This is a genomic window from Salmonella sp. SJTUF15581 (assembly GCF_043356775.1).
In the GTDB taxonomy this organism is placed as follows: domain Bacteria; phylum Pseudomonadota; class Gammaproteobacteria; order Enterobacterales; family Enterobacteriaceae; genus Salmonella; species Salmonella enterica.
Genome location: NZ_JBEUJY010000005.1, coordinates 159656 through 177637 on the forward strand (window position 1 = coordinate 159656; position 17982 = coordinate 177637).

17 protein-coding genes are annotated in these 17982 nt (G+C 53.3%); 8 read left to right on the forward strand and 9 right to left on the reverse strand.

Going from position 1 to position 17982, the window contains the following annotated elements; genetic code table 11:
- Window positions 1-62: 62 nt before the first annotated feature.
- Window positions 63-1067 carry a LacI family DNA-binding transcriptional regulator gene (locus tag ABVN36_RS11400; RefSeq protein ID WP_001805166.1) on the reverse strand — a complete coding sequence of 335 codons (1005 nt, stop codon included), beginning with the start codon at window positions 1065-1067 and terminating at the stop codon, window positions 63-65.
- Window positions 1068-1385: 318 nt separating this feature from the next.
- Between ABVN36_RS11400 and ABVN36_RS11405 the strand changes: the two genes are divergently transcribed.
- Both ABVN36_RS11405 and ABVN36_RS11410 read left to right on the forward strand, forming a co-directional pair.
- Entirely contained in the window at window positions 1386-2582 is a 1197-nt protein-coding gene (locus ABVN36_RS11405) for an L-talarate/galactarate dehydratase (RefSeq protein WP_001218249.1), read from the forward strand.
- 73 nt (window positions 2583-2655) lie between these two features.
- Entirely contained in the window at window positions 2656-3966 is a 1311-nt protein-coding gene (locus tag ABVN36_RS11410) for an MFS transporter (RefSeq protein WP_001092104.1), read from the forward strand.
- A gap of 82 nt (window positions 3967-4048) precedes the next feature.
- Here the strand turns inward: ABVN36_RS11410 and cysE are convergent, their stop codons facing one another.
- The 5 genes from cysE to ABVN36_RS11435 form a co-directional block, all read right to left on the reverse strand.
- Entirely contained in the window at window positions 4049-4870 is an 822-nt protein-coding gene (gene cysE / locus ABVN36_RS11415; RefSeq protein WP_001112114.1) for a serine O-acetyltransferase, read from the reverse strand.
- 77 nt (window positions 4871-4947) lie between these two features.
- Window positions 4948-5967: an NAD(P)H-dependent glycerol-3-phosphate dehydrogenase gene (gene gpsA / locus ABVN36_RS11420; protein ID WP_001076596.1), complete on the reverse strand. Its 1020-nt coding sequence runs from the start codon at window positions 5965-5967 to the stop codon at window positions 4948-4950.
- A complete protein-coding gene (gene secB, locus ABVN36_RS11425) occupies window positions 5967-6434 on the reverse strand; it encodes a protein-export chaperone SecB (RefSeq protein ID WP_000003370.1) in 468 nt (155 codons plus the stop codon). Before secB ends, gpsA begins: the two co-directional genes overlap by 1 nt.
- 43 nt (window positions 6435-6477) lie before the next feature.
- Window positions 6478-6729, reverse strand: a complete 252-nt coding sequence (gene grxC, locus ABVN36_RS11430; RefSeq protein WP_001273795.1) for a glutaredoxin 3 — start codon at window positions 6727-6729, stop codon at window positions 6478-6480.
- An 85-nt stretch (window positions 6730-6814) separates the two neighbouring features.
- Complete coding sequence (locus ABVN36_RS11435; protein WP_001156179.1) at window positions 6815-7246, reverse strand: rhodanese-like domain-containing protein; 432 nt, start codon at window positions 7244-7246, stop codon at window positions 6815-6817.
- A 247-nt stretch (window positions 7247-7493) separates the two neighbouring features.
- Here ABVN36_RS11435 and gpmM point away from each other — a divergent pair, with 247 nt between their 5' ends.
- From gpmM to ABVN36_RS11450, 3 genes are read left to right on the forward strand one after another with little or no spacing between them, the layout of a single operon-like run.
- Entirely contained in the window at window positions 7494-9038 is a 1545-nt protein-coding gene (gpmM, locus tag ABVN36_RS11440; RefSeq protein ID WP_000116575.1) for a 2,3-bisphosphoglycerate-independent phosphoglycerate mutase, read from the forward strand.
- 33 nt (window positions 9039-9071) lie between these two features.
- On the forward strand, window positions 9072-10331 hold the full coding sequence (gene envC, locus ABVN36_RS11445) for a murein hydrolase activator EnvC (protein WP_231923129.1): 1260 nt from the start codon (window positions 9072-9074) through the stop codon (window positions 10329-10331).
- Window positions 10332-10334: 3 nt separating this feature from the next.
- A complete protein-coding gene (locus tag ABVN36_RS11450; protein ID WP_023138278.1) occupies window positions 10335-11297 on the forward strand; it encodes a divergent polysaccharide deacetylase family protein in 963 nt (320 codons plus the stop codon).
- Here the strand turns inward: ABVN36_RS11450 and ABVN36_RS11455 are convergent.
- From ABVN36_RS11455 to kbl, 3 genes are all read right to left on the reverse strand, one after another.
- Window positions 11284-12318 carry a glycosyltransferase gene (locus ABVN36_RS11455; protein ID WP_023138279.1) on the reverse strand — a complete coding sequence of 345 codons (1035 nt, stop codon included), beginning with the start codon at window positions 12316-12318 and terminating at the stop codon, window positions 11284-11286. The genes ABVN36_RS11450 and ABVN36_RS11455 overlap by 14 nt on opposite strands.
- 292 nt (window positions 12319-12610) lie before the next feature.
- On the reverse strand, window positions 12611-13636 hold the full coding sequence (tdh, locus tag ABVN36_RS11460; RefSeq protein ID WP_000645990.1) for an L-threonine 3-dehydrogenase: 1026 nt from the start codon (window positions 13634-13636) through the stop codon (window positions 12611-12613).
- Window positions 13637-13645: 9 nt separating this feature from the next.
- Window positions 13646-14842 (reverse strand): glycine C-acetyltransferase, encoded by a 1197-nt coding sequence (gene kbl, locus ABVN36_RS11465; RefSeq protein WP_001213790.1) that lies wholly within the window; start codon window positions 14840-14842, stop codon window positions 13646-13648.
- Between the two features lie 202 nt (window positions 14843-15044).
- Between kbl and rfaD the strand changes: the two genes are divergently transcribed.
- From rfaD to rfaC, 3 genes are read left to right on the forward strand one after another with little or no spacing between them, the layout of a single operon-like run.
- A complete protein-coding gene (gene rfaD / locus ABVN36_RS11470) occupies window positions 15045-15977 on the forward strand; it encodes an ADP-glyceromanno-heptose 6-epimerase (protein WP_000587771.1) in 933 nt (310 codons plus the stop codon).
- A 2-nt stretch (window positions 15978-15979) separates the two neighbouring features.
- Window positions 15980-17026, forward strand: coding sequence for an ADP-heptose--LPS heptosyltransferase RfaF (gene rfaF / locus ABVN36_RS11475; protein ID WP_000699196.1), 1047 nt, complete (start codon window positions 15980-15982; stop codon window positions 17024-17026).
- Window positions 17026-17979 (forward strand): lipopolysaccharide heptosyltransferase RfaC, encoded by a 954-nt coding sequence (rfaC, locus tag ABVN36_RS11480; RefSeq protein ID WP_023138280.1) that lies wholly within the window; start codon window positions 17026-17028, stop codon window positions 17977-17979. Before rfaF ends, rfaC begins: the two co-directional genes overlap by 1 nt.
- The last annotated feature ends 3 nt before the right edge of the window (window positions 17980-17982 follow it).

Below are 17982 nucleotides of genomic sequence, written 5' to 3' on the forward strand. Positions count from 1 at the left end.
TCAATGCCGGATGGCGGCTAACGCCTGATCCGGCCAGGCCGATCCCGATGGCATGTTCCCGTTTATGCGGACTCTCGCTCAATCAAATGAAAGCCAATATCCACAATAGCTTCTGCGCACGGTTTCTGTTCAATACGATCGGCCAACAGCGTAGCGGCGCGCTGGCCAATGGCGCGTCTGTCAACGCTTACGGTAGTAATTGATGGTCGATTGCTGGCGGCAAAATCAAGGTCGCCAAAACCAATAACCGCTAAATCATGCGGAATGCGCATACCACGGCTTTCCGCCTCCATCATCGCCCCCTGTGCCAGGGTATCAGAACTGCAAACAATGACATCAAACGTCCCTTCGTCAAAAAGCTGGCTTAAACCGCTGCGCCCCAGCGAAAGCGATGCCGGAAGGGGGACATCTACCTGCGGTACGGCATGAATAGCGTGGCGTTGAAGAACACTACATAACCCCTGCTTACGTTGCGCGGCTCGGCGATCGGCGGTCCACAACAAGCCGGGACGACGATAGCCCTTACTCAGAAGATACTCCCCCGTCGCCTGCCCGACTTTTTCATGGGAAAAACCGACCAGCATATCAAGCGGCGTGGGCGTTAAGTCCCAAATTTCCACCACCGGAATAGCCGCGTTCAGGATGACCTTTTTCAGTTCTATCGTGTGATGGATCCCGGTAAGCACCACGCCATCGGGGCGGCGGGAAAGCAGTGTCGCCACCAACTCCGCTTCCGTTTGTTCGGTATATCCCGCCACGCACAGCAATATGTGATATCCGCGTCGGGCCAGTTCATCGCTCAGCGACTGGATGGTATCGACAAACATGTTGTTGTTAATTTGCGGCACGACGACAGCGATTAATTTACTCCGTCGCGACGCCAGACCACCGGCTAACGCGTTGGGTATGTAGCCTGTGACGCGAACCGCCTGCATGACTTTCTCAACCGTTTTGGGGCGAACCAGTTGTGGCGAATTCAATGCCCGGCTGACTGTCATCGGAGACAGCCCGGCGCTACGTGCTACATCTTCCAGCGTCGGCGCACGAGGTGATTTGGTTCTCTTCACGTCTGATGCCCCTGCAAAGATTGGCTGATTTATCCGCGCATTATTCATCATGCCTGCGGCTATTGCCAGCTTCGCATCAGGAAAGGCCGTAAATACAGTAGCTTATCAAGCTCAGTCATTACAGAATGATAGCGCCATCATTTTTTATTATGCATTTCCCCAGATATTTTTGGATCGTGATCCATTTTGCAATAAATCCTGCTTTTTATACGACATATGTGATCAAATGTTCAAATCAACATCAACTTTCTGGATCCTGTGCTCGCTTAATAATAAAAATGTTAGCGCAATCATTTTGTGATTATCAGGAGAAAAAAAATGGCTTTAAGCGCGAATTCCGACGCCGTAACGTATGCAAAAGCGGCGAATACCAGAACCGCGGCAGAAACCGGCGATCGTATCGAATGGGTGAAGCTATCACTGGCTTTTCTACCGCTGGCGACGCCAGTGAGTGACGCGAAGGTACTGACCGGTCGCCAGAAACCTTTGACCGAAGTGGCAATCATCATTGCCGAAATCCGCAGTCGCGATGGCTTTGAGGGCGTTGGTTTTAGCTACTCTAAACGTGCTGGCGGCCAGGGTATTTATGCTCACGCCAAAGAGATAGCCGATAATCTACTGGGCGAAGATCCCAATGATATCGACAAAATATACACCAAGCTGCTGTGGGCCGGAGCCTCGGTGGGGCGTAGCGGGATGGCGGTACAGGCTATCTCCCCTATCGATATCGCCTTGTGGGATATGAAGGCTAAACGTGCCGGTCTGCCACTGGCAAAACTGTTGGGCGCGCACCGCGACTCCGTTCAGTGTTACAACACCTCAGGGGGGTTCTTGCATACACCGCTCGATCAAGTGCTGAAAAATGTGGTGATTTCCCGCGAAAATGGCATTGGCGGTATTAAGTTGAAAGTCGGACAACCCAACTGCGCTGAGGATATTCGCCGCTTAACCGCAGTACGTGAAGCGCTTGGGGATGAGTTCCCGTTAATGGTTGACGCTAACCAGCAGTGGGATCGCGAAACGGCTATCCGCATGGGGCGTAAAATGGAACAGTTCAATCTTATCTGGATTGAAGAACCATTAGATGCTTACGACATCGAAGGCCACGCCCAGCTTGCTGCCGCGCTGGATACGCCTATCGCCACCGGGGAAATGCTGACCAGTTTCCGGGAACACGAGCAGTTGATTCTGGGCAATGCCAGCGATTTCGTTCAGCCAGATGCGCCGCGTGTCGGCGGTATCTCTCCGTTCCTGAAGATTATGGATCTGGCGGCGAAACACGGGCGTAAGCTGGCGCCGCACTTTGCGATGGAAGTACACCTGCACCTTTCCGCAGCGTATCCCCTGGAGCCGTGGCTGGAACATTTCGAGTGGCTGAACCCATTATTCAACGAGCAACTTGAGCTGCGCGATGGCCGCATGTGGATTTCCGATCGTCATGGTCTGGGTTTCACGCTCAGTGAACAAGCGCGCCGCTGGACACAATTAACCTGTGAATTTGGCAAACGCCCTTAACCCGACTGGCGGGAATCCGTCCCGCCTCTCTTACCTTACAGGATGCATTCTGCCCTTATCTGAGGAGTAGATAATGAACACAATAATAAAGCGCACAAAAGTGCGTCATACCATTCTTATATTTTTATTTCTTGCTACCGTATTTAATTATGCGGATCGCGCAACTCTATCCGTAGTTGCCCCAATAATGAGTAAAGAATTAGGTTTTGATCCGGAAGCGATGGGCCTGGCCTTCTCCTCATTTGGTATTGCCTATGTCATTATGCAACTACCCGGCGGTTGGCTATTAGACCGCTACGGTTCACGACTGGTTTACGGTTGCGCATTGATTGGCTGGTCGTTAGTAACCATGTTTCAGGGAACGATCTATCTGTATGGCAGCCCATTAATTGTACTGGTTATTCTACGTCTGCTGATGGGCGCGATTGAAGCGCCTGCCTTTCCGGCGAACAGTCGTTTAAGCGTACAATGGTTTCCCAATAATGAACGAGGTTTCGTTACTTCAGTTTATCAGGCTGCGCAATATATCTCGCTGGGCATTATCACCCCGCTAATGACGATCATTCTGCATAATTTAAGCTGGCATTTTGTCTTCTATTATATTGGCGCTATTGGCGTGATGCTCGGTATATTCTGGTTAATGAAAGTCAAAGATCCGATGCACCATCCAAAAGTTAATCAAGCGGAAATTGACTATATTCGTAGCGGTGGTGGCGAGCCCTCTCTGGGCTGTAAAAAGGAGCCGCAGAAAATAACGTTCGCGCAGATTAAAACCGTCTGTGTTAACCGGATGATGATCGGTGTTTACATCGGGCAATTCTGCGTTACCTCTATCACCTGGTTCTTCCTGACCTGGTTCCCGACCTATCTGTACCAGGCGAAAGGCATGTCGATTCTGAAAGTCGGTTTTGTGGCCAGTATTCCAGCCATTGCCGGTTTTATTGGCGGCCTGCTCGGCGGCGTGTTCTCCGACTGGCTGCTCAAACGCGGCTATAGCCTTACCGTCGCGCGGAAACTGCCTGTTATCTGCGGTATGTTGCTCTCTTGCGTAATTGTGATCGCCAACTACACCTCTTCAGAATTTGTGGTCATTGCGGCGATGAGTCTGGCCTTTTTTGCCAAAGGGTTTGGTAACCTGGGCTGGTGCGTACTCAGCGACACCTCGCCGAAGGAAGTTCTGGGTATTGCCGGCGGCGTATTTAACATGTGCGGCAATATGGCAAGCATCGTTACGCCACTGGTCATCGGCGTGATTCTTGCCAATACTCAGTCGTTCGACTTTGCCATTTTATACGTTGGCTCGATGGGACTTATTGGTCTCATTTCATATCTGTTTATCGTCGGCCCGCTGGATCGCATCACGCTGACATCATCCGCAGCCTGATTGTCCACATTGCGAATTCTTCGCTCCGCTGTTCCGGGATTGCACTCCATCGGAACAGCGTTTTTTAGTTGTACCGCGCAATTCAGATGCCGTCGCCATACTCAAACGTATGGTGTAGCCCGTTGAAATGCTGGTCCATATCCATCGACGGCTTATCGCTGCCCGGCTTGCCGACAATACGCGCCGGAACGCCTGCGGCGGTAGTGTGCGGCGGGACAGGCTGTAAAACGACGGAACCTGCGCCAATTTTCGCGCCGCGCCCCACCTCGATATTGCCGAGAATTTTCGCACCCGCGCCAATCATCACGCCTTCGCGGATTTTAGGATGACGATCGCCGCTTGTTTTCCCGGTACCGCCCAGGGTGACGGATTGCAGGATCGACACATCATCCTCAATAACCGCCGTCTCCCCCACCACAATACCGGTGGCATGGTCGAGCATAATCCCGCGGCCAATTTTCGCTGCCGGGTGAATATCCACCTGAAACGAGACCGAAACCTGATTTTGCAGGAAGATAGCCAGCGCGCGGCGACCTTTATTCCACAACCAGTGACCAATGCGGTAGGCCTGTAGCGCATGAAAGCCTTTCAGATATAACAGCGGCGTGGAGTATTTATCCACCGCCGGATCGCGAGTGCGCACGGCCTGAATATCGCAGGCTGCCGACGCGATCATTTCCGGGTCGGCGGCATAGGCTTCTTCAACTACTTCACGGATAGCGATAGCGGGCATGATGGGCGAAGCCAGTTTATTTGCCAGCATATAGCTCAGCGCACTGCCCAGATTTTCATGCTTGAGTAGCGTGGCGTGATAAAAACTGGCCAACATAGGCTCACAGTCAGCTAAAGCGCGGGCTTCAGCTTTAATATTCTTCCAGACGATTTCCAGTTCTTCACACGGCATGGCTTACTCCAGACGGGCAGAAAACGACCAACCCGTTCTGTGCGAGTTGGGTCGTTTATGCAAACAGTTCCTTACGGCTAGTGGCGACTCAGCTCTTCCTTGCGGGCGCGACCTAATAACGTTAATGCTGCCTCGCGCGCGTTTTTTCCGCAATACAATACTTGATAAATTTCCTCGGTTATTGGCATTTCAACACCAAAACGGTGCGCCAATTCACGAACTTCTTTCGTATTGCGATAGCCTTCGACCACCTGACCAATCTTATCCTGCGCGCCTTTAACGTCCATGCCCTGGCCAAGCATCATGCCAAAACGACGGTTGCGCGACTGGTTGTCGGTACAGGTCAGCACCAGATCGCCTAAACCCGCCATCCCCATAAAGGTGGCGGGATCGGCGCCAAGCGCTGCGCCAAGCCGCGACATTTCGGTCAGTCCACGCGTGATTAGCGCCGTGCGGGCGTTCGCGCCGAAGCCGATGCCGTCAGACATCCCCGCGCCAATCGCAATCACGTTTTTCACCGCGCCGCCAAGCTGCACGCCGATAAAATCCGCATTGATATAGACGCGAAAACTTTTTCCGCAGTGCAACAGTTGCTGGAGATCGTCGGCAAAGGTCTCATCGGTTGAGGCCAGCGAGATTGCCGTCGGCAAACCCGCCGCCAGCTCTTTAGCGAACGTCGGACCGGAAATCACCGCCAGCGGGATTTGATCGCCTAACGCCTCGCGAGCGACATCCTGCAACAGGCGCCCCGTTTCCGCTTCCAGGCCTTTGGTCGCCCATACCAGACGCGCATCCGGACGCATCAGCGGTTTAATCTGCCGCAGCACGTCGCTGAAAACATGGCTTGGCACCACCACCAGAATGTTACGACTGGCCGCCAGCGCGGTTGCTAAGTCGCTTTCCAGGTGTAACGTATCGGGAAAAGGCACATCGGGAAGGAACGCGACGTTGCAGCGATCGTGCTCCAGGGTCGCGATATGTTTTGGGTCGTGGCCCCACAGGACAACCTGGTGGCCGTTTCTCGCCAGAGTGATGGCAAGAGCGGTGCCGTACGAGCCGGCACCGATGACTGTCATTGACGCATTACTTTGGTTCATCAGGCATCCTGATGTTCTTCAGTACCTTCGCCAGCCTGCTGCTGCAAATAGTTCATGAACAGCGCATCAAAGTTGACCGGCGCAAGGTTCAGTTGCGGGAACGTACCGCGTGAAACCAGGCTGGTGATGCACTCGCGAGCATACGGGAACAGAATGTTCGGGCAGTATGCGCCCAGGCAATGCGCCATCTGAGTACCTTCAATACCGCTGATGGAGAAAATACCGGCCTGCTGAACTTCGCACAGGAACGCGGTTTCTTCCCCCAGGGAAGCCGTTACGGTAACACGCAGCACAACTTCATAAACGTCATCCGCCAGTTGGGAAGATGCCGTATCAAGATCCAGTTTAACCTCTGGCTGCCAATCTTTCTGGAAAACATGCGGTGCGTTTGGCGCTTCGAAAGAAACATCCTTGGTATAGATACGTTGGATCTGGAAAGCCATTTCAGTGTTATTTTGTTCTGACATGTGTAAAACCCTTTAGTGTTGTCCTTAAATACTTGAGTACGCCTTAACGCAACAGCGGATCCAGTCCACCACGCGCATCCAGCGCATACAAGTCGTCACAACCGCCAATGTGCTGTGCATCAATAAAAATTTGCGGAACCGTCGTTCGGCCACTACGTTTGATCATCTCTTCACGCTTCACGGCGTCGCCGTCAATCGCAATTTCCTGGAAACTCACGCCCTTGCTGTTTAACAGCGCCTTTGCACGATGGCAAAACGGGCAGGTTGCTTTGGTGTAGATTTCAATATTGGCCATGACTTCGCTCCTGTTTTTTACCCGATGGATTTCATGTCGACGCAAAGGCAAGTCATTCCCCTTGCGCCATGAAAACGACGGGTAATCACTTACCGCGCACCAGAGGCAGATTCTCGCCGCTCCAGCCTGCTACGCCTTCTTTCAACACAAAGACCTTTTCAAAGCCGGCTTTTGTCAGCGCGTTAGCGGATTCCTGGCACTGCATACCTGAACCGTCGACCACGATAATCGGCTTGTCTTTGTGCTTTTCCAGTTCGCCAACATTGTTGGCTTTGATTTCGCTCGGCAGCAAATTGGTCGCGCCAGCGATATGGCCTTTACGGAAATCGTCACGTTGACGTAAATCCACAACAACGGCGTCCTCTTTGTTGATAAGGCGCGTGGCTTCGCCGCGTGTAATCACCTTAACTTTTGAAGTCAGACCTTTGAACGTGGTAAATAAAACCGCCACCAGTAACGCAATCCAGGCGATACTCAGTATGGGATGACGGCCAACAAATTGCATAATTTCTTGCATGGGGGGTAACAACTCCCGACGTAGTGATTAAAAAACCAGGAAAGGAGTATACCTGTGCAGTGGCGCAAATACAGCCAGAGCGTGCACTGGAATGCATTTTTGCGGGGCGCTACGAAAAAAAATCACGCTATTACTTGCCTTCTCACGCCAGCGCGATCCCTTTCTTTGATCTTCTGAGGCTATTTTATCGATTCAGCTGTAGTAAAATTACGCAATTATTTTGTCTATTGAGTATGAGGTTGTCGCAATGTCGGTTTCTAAAAAACCTATGGTACTGGTGATTCTGGATGGCTACGGCTACCGTGAAGAACAGCAGGATAACGCTATCTTAAACGCCAAAACCCCGGTGATGGATGCTCTGTGGGCAAAACGTCCGCATACCCTGATCGACGCATCCGGTCTGGAAGTGGGTCTGCCTGACCGCCAGATGGGCAACTCCGAAGTGGGCCACGTTAACCTGGGCGCAGGCCGCATCGTTTATCAGGACCTGACGCGTCTGGACGTTGAAATTAAAGAACGTACTTTCTTTGCTAACCCAGTCCTGACCAATGCGGTAGACCAGGCGAAAAACGCCGGTAAAGCGGTTCATATTATGGGTCTGCTGTCCGCGGGCGGCGTCCACAGCCACGAAGATCACATTATGGCGATGGTGGAACTGGCCGCAGAGCGCGGCGCAGAAAAAATCTATCTGCACGCCTTCCTCGACGGTCGCGACACGCCGCCGCGCAGCGCTGAAGCCTCGCTGAAAAAATTCGAAGACAAATTCGCCGCGCTGGGCAAAGGCCGCGTGGCGTCTATCGTCGGTCGTTACTACGCTATGGACCGCGACAACCGTTGGGATCGCGTGGAAAAAGCGTATGATCTGATGACCCTGGCCCAGGGCGAATTCCAGGCGGATACCGCTGTGGCTGGCCTGCAGGCCGCTTACGCTCGTGATGAAAACGATGAGTTTGTCAAAGCGACCGTTATCCGCGCCGAGGGCCAGGCTGATGCGGCGATGGAAGACGGCGACACGCTGATTTTCATGAACTTCCGCGCTGACCGCGCGCGCGAAATTACCCGCGCTTTCGTTAACGCTGATTTCGACGGCTTTGCGCGTAAGAAAGTGGTTAATCTGAACTTCGTGATGCTGACCGAATACGCCGCCGACATCAAAACTGCCGTTGCCTACCCACCAGCGTCGCTGGCGAATACCTTTGGCGAATGGATGGCGAAAAACGACAAAACCCAACTGCGTATTTCCGAAACGGAAAAATATGCGCACGTAACCTTTTTCTTTAACGGCGGCGTAGAAGAACCGTTTGCTGGTGAAGAGCGCATTCTGATCAACTCCCCGAAAGTGGCCACTTATGACCTGCAACCGGAAATGAGCTCTGCAGAATTGACTGAAAAATTGGTCGCGGCGATCGAAAGCGGTAAGTACGACACCATCATTTGTAACTATCCAAACGGCGATATGGTCGGTCATACCGGCGTGATGGAAGCCGCTATCAAAGCGGTGGAAGCGTTGGATAACTGCATTGACCAGGTAACAAAAGCGGTTGAGTCCGTTGGTGGACAACTGTTGATTACCGCGGACCACGGCAACGCGGAGCAGATGCGCGATCCGGCGACCGGTCAGGCGCATACCGCCCACACCAACCTGCCGGTGCCGCTGATTTATGTCGGCGAGAAAAACGTGAAGGCGGTCGAAGGCGGCAAACTTTCAGACATTGCGCCTACCATGCTGTCGCTGATGGGGATGGAAATCCCGCAAGAGATGACTGGTAAGCCGCTGTTCATCGTGGAATAATCCCTCCCCATGAGGGGAAAGGCGATTAACACCATTCAACAGGCCGTGAAACCAAGAACGTTTTCAGTCAGGCCTTTGTTCTACGCCAGCGTACTTAGCGCTGGCGTATTGTTGTGCGCCTTTTCCGCCCACGCGGATGACCGCGATCAACTCAAATCTATTCAGGCCGATATCGCCGCGAAAGAACGCGACGTACGCCAGCAGCAGCAACAACGCGCCAGCCTCCTGGCACAACTTAAAGCCCAGGAAGAGGCCATCTCGGCCGCAGCACGTAAGTTGCGCGAAACGCAAAGCACTCTGGATCAGTTAAATGCGCAAATTGATGAGATGAACGCCTCAATTGCCAAACTGGAGCAGCAAAAAGCCAGCCAGGAGCGTAATCTCGCCGCGCAGTTGGACGCCGCTTTCCGCCAGGGCGAACACACCGGCATTCAGCTTATTCTTAGCGGAGAAGAGAGCCAGCGTGGGCAACGCCTGCAGGCCTACTTCGGCTATCTGAACCAGGCGCGCCAGGAGACTATCGCCGAACTGAAACAGACTCGCGAACAGGTCGCCACGCAAAAAGCCGAGCTGGAAGAGAAGCAAAGCCAGCAACAAACGTTGCTGTATGAGCAGCGCGCCCAACAGGCGAAGCTGGAGCAGGCGCGTAATGAACGTAAGAAAACGCTTGCCGGACTGGAGTCGTCTATTCAGCAAGGCCAGCAACAGTTAAGCGAACTACGCGCCAACGAATCACGCCTACGCAACAGTATCGCGCGGGCGGAAGCGGCGGCCAAAGCGCGAGCGGAGCGTGAAGCCCGCGAAGCGCAGGCGGTACGCGATAAGCAGCAGGAAGCCTCGCGTAGAGGCAGCACCTATAAGCCGACGGAAAGCGAGCGTTCGCTAATGTCCCGCACCGGCGGTCTGGGCGCGCCTCGCGGTCAGGCATACTGGCCGGTACGCGGCCCGATATTGCATCGCTATGGCGAACGGCTGCAGGGTGAGCTACGTTGGAAGGGGATGGTGATCGGCGCGTCGGAAGGCACCGAGGTCAAAGCCATCGCCGACGGCAGGGTGATTCTGGCGGACTGGCTGCAAGGCTATGGCCTGGTGGTGGTCGTAGAGCATGGTAAAGGCGATATGAGCCTTTACGGCTATAACCAGAGCGCGCTGGTCAGCGTAGGCGCGCAGGTGCGCGCCGGACAACCTATCGCCCTTGTGGGCAGTAGCGGCGGTCAGGGCAGACCCTCGCTTTATTTCGAAATTCGTCGCCAGGGTCAGGCCGTCAATCCACAGCCGTGGTTGGGAAGATAAGTTTTGCCTCAGTTTCGTCGCTCCATTCTCACGCTGGCCACTTTGCTGGCGTTTGCACATCCCGTTTTCGCTGGCAAGCTCGCCATCGTGATTGATGATTTTGGCTATCGCCCGCACACGGAAAACCAGGTTCTGGCGCTGCCGTCAAACATCTCCGTCGCCGTACTGCCCAACGCGCCGCACGCGCGCGAAATGGCAACTAAAGCCCACAATAGCGGGCATGAGGTGTTAATCCATCTGCCGATGGCGCCGCTAAGCAAACAGCCGCTGGAGAAGGATACGCTGCGACCAGATATGAGCAGCGATGAGATCGAGCGCATTATCCGCGAGGCGGTAAACAACGTGCCGTATGCCGTCGGGCTTAATAACCACATGGGCAGCGCAATGACTTCCAGCCTGTTCGGTATGCAAAAAGTTATGCAGGCGCTGGAACATTACAATCTCTATTTTCTCGACAGCATGACGATTGGCAATAGCCAGGCGATGCGCGCAGCATCCGGTACGGGTGTGAAAGTGATCAAGCGCAAAGTGTTCCTCGACGATACGCAAAACGAGGCGGATATCCGCCGTCAGTTTAATCGCGCTATCGAACTGGCCCGTCGCAACGGTTCCGCTATCGCGATTGGTCATCCGCATCCCGCAACGGTTCGCGTGCTGCAACAGATGGTTTATCGCCTGCCGGCGGATATCACCCTGGTACGTCCAGGCAGCCTGCTCAACGAACCGCAGGTAGATACGTCCCGACCTGGTGTGACGCCGCAGAAAATTGACGCGCCGCGCAATCCCTTCCGCGGCGTGAAGATGTGCAAGCCGAAAAAACCGCTGCAACCGGTCTACGCTACGCGCTTTTTCAGCGTCATCGGCGAGAGCATTACGCAAAGTTCCGTGATTGTCTGGTTTCAGCACCAGTGGCAAGGCTGGGGGAAAATCGCCGCGCCTAAAAACGTGAGCGCTAAGACAGATTGAGCGCCTGACGGGCCATACGACGGTGTGACAAGGTTTTGTCGCGCCATTGCCACAGCCGGAAAGACCAGAGCAGCGTCTGATAAGCCGCTTTCGCGCTGCGGACGTTAGCCATCATCCGTCTATACATGCCAGAAGTAAAAATTTCGGCAATCATACGCTGGCGGGTCAAAATATCAGGCTCTTTACGTACCGCATGACAAACGCGTAACGCTTCCCAGGTAATTTGCTGGCGAAATTCCGGGTAAATCGGAATACGCCGGGCATAATCACGATTGAGCTTTTCTAATAAGCGCGTAATTTTAATATAATGCCGCTGATAATTAAGATTTTTATTGCCTTGTCTTTGCAAACGGCTTACCGAATTATCATGCAGGAAATATTTATATAATGATTGTTCGGTATAACGTACGCGCGTGGCATTAAACATAACTTCCGTCGACCATAATATGTCCTGATGATGTAGTCCGGGAACGAAAGTAATATTGTTATCGATAATCAGCGCACGTCGATAAACGCCCATCCAGACAACATGCGTCCAGCGTCGCGAGGCCAACGCCATACGCAACCAATCCGGTCCGCTTAATACCCCGGTGGAACGCAGACGATCGGTCGGAATAGATTGCCAGGCGTGCCCGGTTTTTCGGACGCACCAGTCCGCGTTGCACTGCGCAACGTCCAGATCATCGTTAAGCGCCATGGTCATCAGCGTTTCATACATCTTCGGGTAGACCAGGTCATCTGCATCGACAAAGGCGACATAATCGCCGGTCACTGCTTGCAGGCCAAGATTACGGGCGACAGATGCGCCAGCATTGGCCTGATGAAGCAGTCGAACATGCGGGTAATGTTCCGCGTAATGTTTTGCTATCTCAACGGAATGATCCGTCGATCCATCATTCACAATAATAATTTCCAGCGCCGACCACGTTTGCGCGATTAACGACGCCATGCAAGCATTAAAATCCGCTCCCGCATTATATAACGGGACAATGATACTCACTTTGGTTTTACTATTTTTCATAACGATTACCAGAAAAACCTTAATTTACCCTGCCTTTATACTGTGGCTCTATTAAGAAACTATTAAGCCGCCATAATTAATTTTTACAGTAAAAAGCAAGCACAAAACTCAGAGTAGAGCGTGACGTTAGCGAGTAAAATAAGAGTAAAGCGCAATTACGAATGCTTGATGTCTATGACAATTCTTTACGGCTTTCCAGATTTTCCCTAACAAAAAAGGTTGGCGAATGACACCAACCTTTTACGATGAAACGTATATCAGACCCGATAAAATTATCGGGTCTCTATACATATTAATCCCAGCTCAGAATAACTTTTCCTGACTGGCCTGAACGCATGGCGTCAAAACCTTTCTGGAAATCATCAATAGAGAAACGATGGGTGATAATCGGTGACAGATCCAGACCGGACTGGATCAGCGCCGCCATTTTGTACCACGTTTCGAACATCTCACGACCATAAATACCTTTAATGAACAAGCCCTTAAAGATAACTTTTGTCCAGTCGATAGACATATCTGATGGCGGAATCCCCAGCATCGCAATACGACCGCCGTGATTCATGGTGTCCAGCATGGTACGAAACGCCGGCGGCGCGCCGGACATCTCCAGACCCACATCGAATCCTTCGGTCATTCCCAGCTCCGCCATGACGTCGTTCAGGCTCTCTTTCGCGACGTTGACCGCGCGGGTGACGCCCATTTTACGCGCCAGCTCCAGACGGTATTCATTAACGTCAGTAATCACCACATGACGCGCGCCGACATGTTTCGCCACCGCGGCGGCCATTACGCCGATTGGCCCCGCCCCCGATACCAGTACATCTTCGCCGACCAGATCGAAAGACAACGCCGTATGCACCGCATTACCAAACGGGTCGAAAATAGAGGCTAAATCATCAGAAATGTTATCCGGGATTTTAAACGCATTAAACGCCGGGATGACCAGGTATTCCGCGAAGCAGCCGGGACGGTTGACGCCCACGCCGGTGGTGTTGCGACACAGGTGAGTACGACCGCCACGGCAGTTGCGGCAATGACCGCAGGTGATATGACCTTCGCCGGAGACGCGATCGCCGATTTTAAAGCCTTTCACTTCCTGACCGATGCCGACCACTTCGCCGACATATTCATGCCCCACGACCATCGGAACCGGGATGGTTTTTTGCGACCAGTCATCCCAGTTATAGATGTGAACGTCAGTACCGCAGATGGCTGTTTTACGGATTTTAATCAGCAAATCGTTATGGCCGACTTCCGGTTCCGGAACGTCGGTCATCCAGATGCCCTCTTCCGCTTTCAGTTTGGATAACGCTTTCATCTTACATCCTCAGGCAATCACGCCCAGTTGTTTACCAATACGCGTGAACGCGTCTACCGCACGCGTAATTTGCTCAGGCGTATGCGCCGCAGACATCTGGGTACGAATACGCGCCTGACCTTTTGGTACGACCGGATAGAAGAAACCGGTAACGTAAATGCCCTCTTTTTGCAGTTCGCGGGCAAATTTCTGCGCGACAACCGCATCTCCCAGCATTACCGGGATGATGGCGTGATCCGCGCCTGCCAGCGTAAATCCCGCGGCAGACATCTGCTCACGGAACTGCCGGGCGTTCGCCCACAAGCGATCGCGCAGTTCTGCGCCCGCTTCCACCATCTCTAACACTTTAATAGAAGCCGCCACGATCGCCGGCGCCAGGGAGTTGGAGAACAGATATGGGCGGGAACGCTGACGCAACCACTCAACGACCTCTTTACGCGCCGCGGTATAGCCGCCGGATGCGCCGCCTAACGCTTTGCCCAGCGTACCGGTAATAATATCTACGCGGCCCATTACGTCGCAGTATTCATGGGAACCGCGACCGTTTTCGCCGACAAAGCCTACCGCGTGAGAATCATCAACCATCACCAGCGCATCGTATTTATCGGCCAGATCACAGACGCCTTTCAGATTGGCGATGACGCCATCCATTGAGAACACGCCGTCGGTGGCGATCAGGACATGACGCGCGCCGGCCTCACGCGCCTCTTTCAGCCGCGCTTCCAGCTCTGCCATATCGTTGTTGGCATAGCGATAGCGCTTCGCTTTACACAAACGCACGCCGTCAATGATAGACGCGTGATTCAGCGCGTCGGAAATAATAGCGTCTTCCGCGCCCAGCAACGTCTCAAACAAGCCGCCGTTAGCATCGAAACAGGAGGAATACAGAATCGCATCTTCCATGCCGAGGAAGCTTGCCAGCTTTTGCTCCAGCGCTTTGTGGCTGTCCTGGGTGCCGCAGATAAAACGCACGGACGCCATACCGAAACCGTGGCTGTCCATGCCCGCTTTTGCGGCATTAATCAGCTCAGGGTGATTCGCCAGCCCGAGATAGTTATTGGCGCAAAAGTTAATAACGTGGCTTCCATCCGCCACGGTGATATCCGCCTGCTGCGCAGACGTAATAATGCGCTCTTCTTTAAACAATCCTTCCGCCCGGGCGGTTTCCAGATCGTTGGTTAACTGTTTGTAAAAATCCCCACGCATTGCGATTCTCCAGACTGGGCAAATTTCAGCACATATTACCCAAAGCGATACGTTGATACGAGATGACGCGTCATCACTTCTTTAAAATGCAGCATAAATCACGCGTATCCTCACGGGTTATCAGTGAATGGATGAATAGTGTTATGATAAGAGCATTCATGTCTGAGACAGTCTCTGACACCATAATTCAAAGGTTACAGTTATGATCATCGTTACCGGCGGCGCGGGCTTTATCGGCAGCAATATCGTTAAGGCCCTGAATGATAAAGGTATCACCGATATTCTGGTGGTGGATAACCTGAAAGACGGCACCAAGTTTGTAAACCTGGTGGATCTGAACATTGCTGACTATATGGATAAGGAAGATTTCCTGATCCAGATTATGTCCGGAGAAGAGCTCGGCGATATCGAAGCTATTTTCCATGAAGGCGCCTGCTCTTCCACCACCGAGTGGGACGGCAAGTATATGATGGATAATAACTATCAATACTCCAAAGAGCTTCTGCACTATTGTCTTGAGCGCGAAATCCCGTTCCTCTATGCCTCTTCTGCCGCCACCTATGGCGGTCGCACGTCTGATTTCATCGAATCGCGCGAATACGAAAAACCGCTTAACGTTTACGGCTATTCTAAATTCCTGTTTGATGAATATGTGCGCCAGATCCTGCCAGAAGCGAACTCGCAGATTGTCGGTTTCCGCTATTTCAACGTCTATGGACCACGTGAAGGCCATAAAGGCAGCATGGCAAGCGTGGCATTTCATCTGAATACACAGTTAAACAACGGCGAAAGCCCGAAACTGTTTGAAGGCAGCGAAAACTTCAAGCGCGACTTCGTTTACGTGGGCGATGTGGCCGCCGTTAACCTGTGGTTCCTGGAAAGCGGTAAGTCCGGCATCTTTAACCTGGGCACAGGCCGTGCGGAATCTTTCCAGGCCGTCGCCGACGCGACGCTGGCATACCATAAAAAAGGCAGCATTGAATACATTCCGTTCCCGGATAAGCTGAAAGGCCGCTATCAGGCGTTTACGCAGGCGGATTTAACCAATCTACGCAACGCGGGCTACGACAAACCCTTTAAGACCGTCGCCGAAGGCGTCACGGAGTATATGGCCTGGCTGAACCGCGACGCGTAAGTATGAAAATTTTGGTCATTGGCCCGTCCTGGGTGGGCGACATGATGATGTCGCAAAGTCTCTATCGCACGCTTAAAGCGCGCTATCCCCAGGCGATAATCGACGTGATGGCGCCCGCCTGGTGCCGTCCGTTGTTATCGCGTATGCCGGAAGTTAACGAGGCGATACCCATGCCGCTGGGCCACGGCGCGCTGGAAATCGGCGAGCGCCGCAGATTGGGCCATAGCCTGCGAGAGAAGCGCTACGATCGCGCCTGGGTGCTGCCAAATTCGTTTAAATCGGCGCTGATTCCTTTCTTTGCCAATATCCCGCACCGTACCGGCTGGCGCGGCGAAATGCGCTATGGCCTGCTGAACGATGCGCGCGTCCTTGATAAAGACGCCTGGCCGCTGATGGTGGAGCGCTACGTGGCGCTGGCCTATGACAAGGGCGTGATGCGCACGGCGAAAGATCTGCCGCAGCCGCTGCTCTGGCCGCAGCTCCAGGTTAGCGAGGGTGAAAAGTCGCTGATGTGCAGCGACTTTTCACTATCTTCTGAACGTCCTCTAATCGGCTTTTGCCCCGGCGCGGAATTTGGCCCGGCAAAACGTTGGCCGCACTATCACTACGCCGAACTGGCAAAACAGCTCATTAACGAAGGGTATCAGGTCGTACTGTTTGGCTCGGCAAAAGACCATGAAGCCGGAAATGAGATCCTGGCGGCGCTGAATAGCGAGCAGCAGGCATGGTGTCGCAACCTGGCGGGGGAAACCCAGCTGGAACAGGCCGTCATTCTGATAGCCGCCTGTAAAGCCATCGTCACCAACGATTCCGGACTGATGCACGTCGCGGCGGCGCTCGACCGCCCGCTGGTCGCCTTGTATGGCCCAAGTAGCCCGGATTTCACGCCACCGCTGTCTCATAAGGCCCGGGTGATTCGTCTCATTACGGGTTATCACAAAGTGCGTAAAGGCGATACGGCGCAAGGCTATCACCAGAGCCTGATCGATATCACGCCGCAGCGGGTTCTGGAAGAGCTTCATTCGCTGTTGTCGGAAGAGGGCGTTTAATGCGGGTTTTGATCGTTAAAACATCATCGATGGGCGACGTATTACATACCCTGCCTGCGCTTACCGACGCGCAACAGGCTATTCCAGGGATTCAATTTGATTGGGTTGTCGAAGAAGGGTTTGCGCAAATTCCGTCCTGGCACAGTGCTGTCGATCGCGTGATTCCCGTCGCTATTCGCCGTTGGCGCAAAGCCTGGTTTTCCGCGCCCATTAAAGCGGAACGCACAGCCTTTCATCGGGCGGTATGCGCATACCAATACGACGCTGTGATTGATGCGCAGGGGCTGGTGAAAAGCGCGGCGCTGGTGACGCGTCTGGCGCATGGGATAAAGCACGGTATGGACTGGAGTACTGCCCGCGAACCGCTGGCCAGCCTGTTCTATAACCGTAAACACCATATCGCAAAGCAACAACATGCGGTTGAGCGGACGCGCGAGCTGTTCGCCAAAAGCCTGGGATACGATAAACCGCAGTCGCAGGGCGATTATGCCATCGCAAAACATTTTCTGCATTGCCAGCAGGCGGTCAGCGATCCGTATGCGGTGTTTTTACATGCCACGACCCGCGATGATAAACACTGGCCGGAAGCAAACTGGCGCGAGCTTATCGGCCTGGTGGGCAACACCGGATTACGGATAAAACTTCCCTGGGGCGCGCCTCATGAGGAGGCCCGTGCTAAACGACTGGCCGAAGGCTTTGACTATGTGGATGTGTTACCGCGCATGAGCCTGGAGGAGGTCGCCAGAGTGCTGGCTGGCGCAAAATTTGTCGTATCGGTTGATACCGGCCTGAGCCATCTCACCGCCGCGCTCGACAGACCGAATATTACGCTATATGGCTCAACGGACCCTGGGTTAATTGGAGGTTATGGGAAGAACCAAATGGCATGCTGCTCACCAGAACAAGACCTGGCGAATTTAGATGCCACAAGCGTATTTGGAAAGATTCATTAAAGA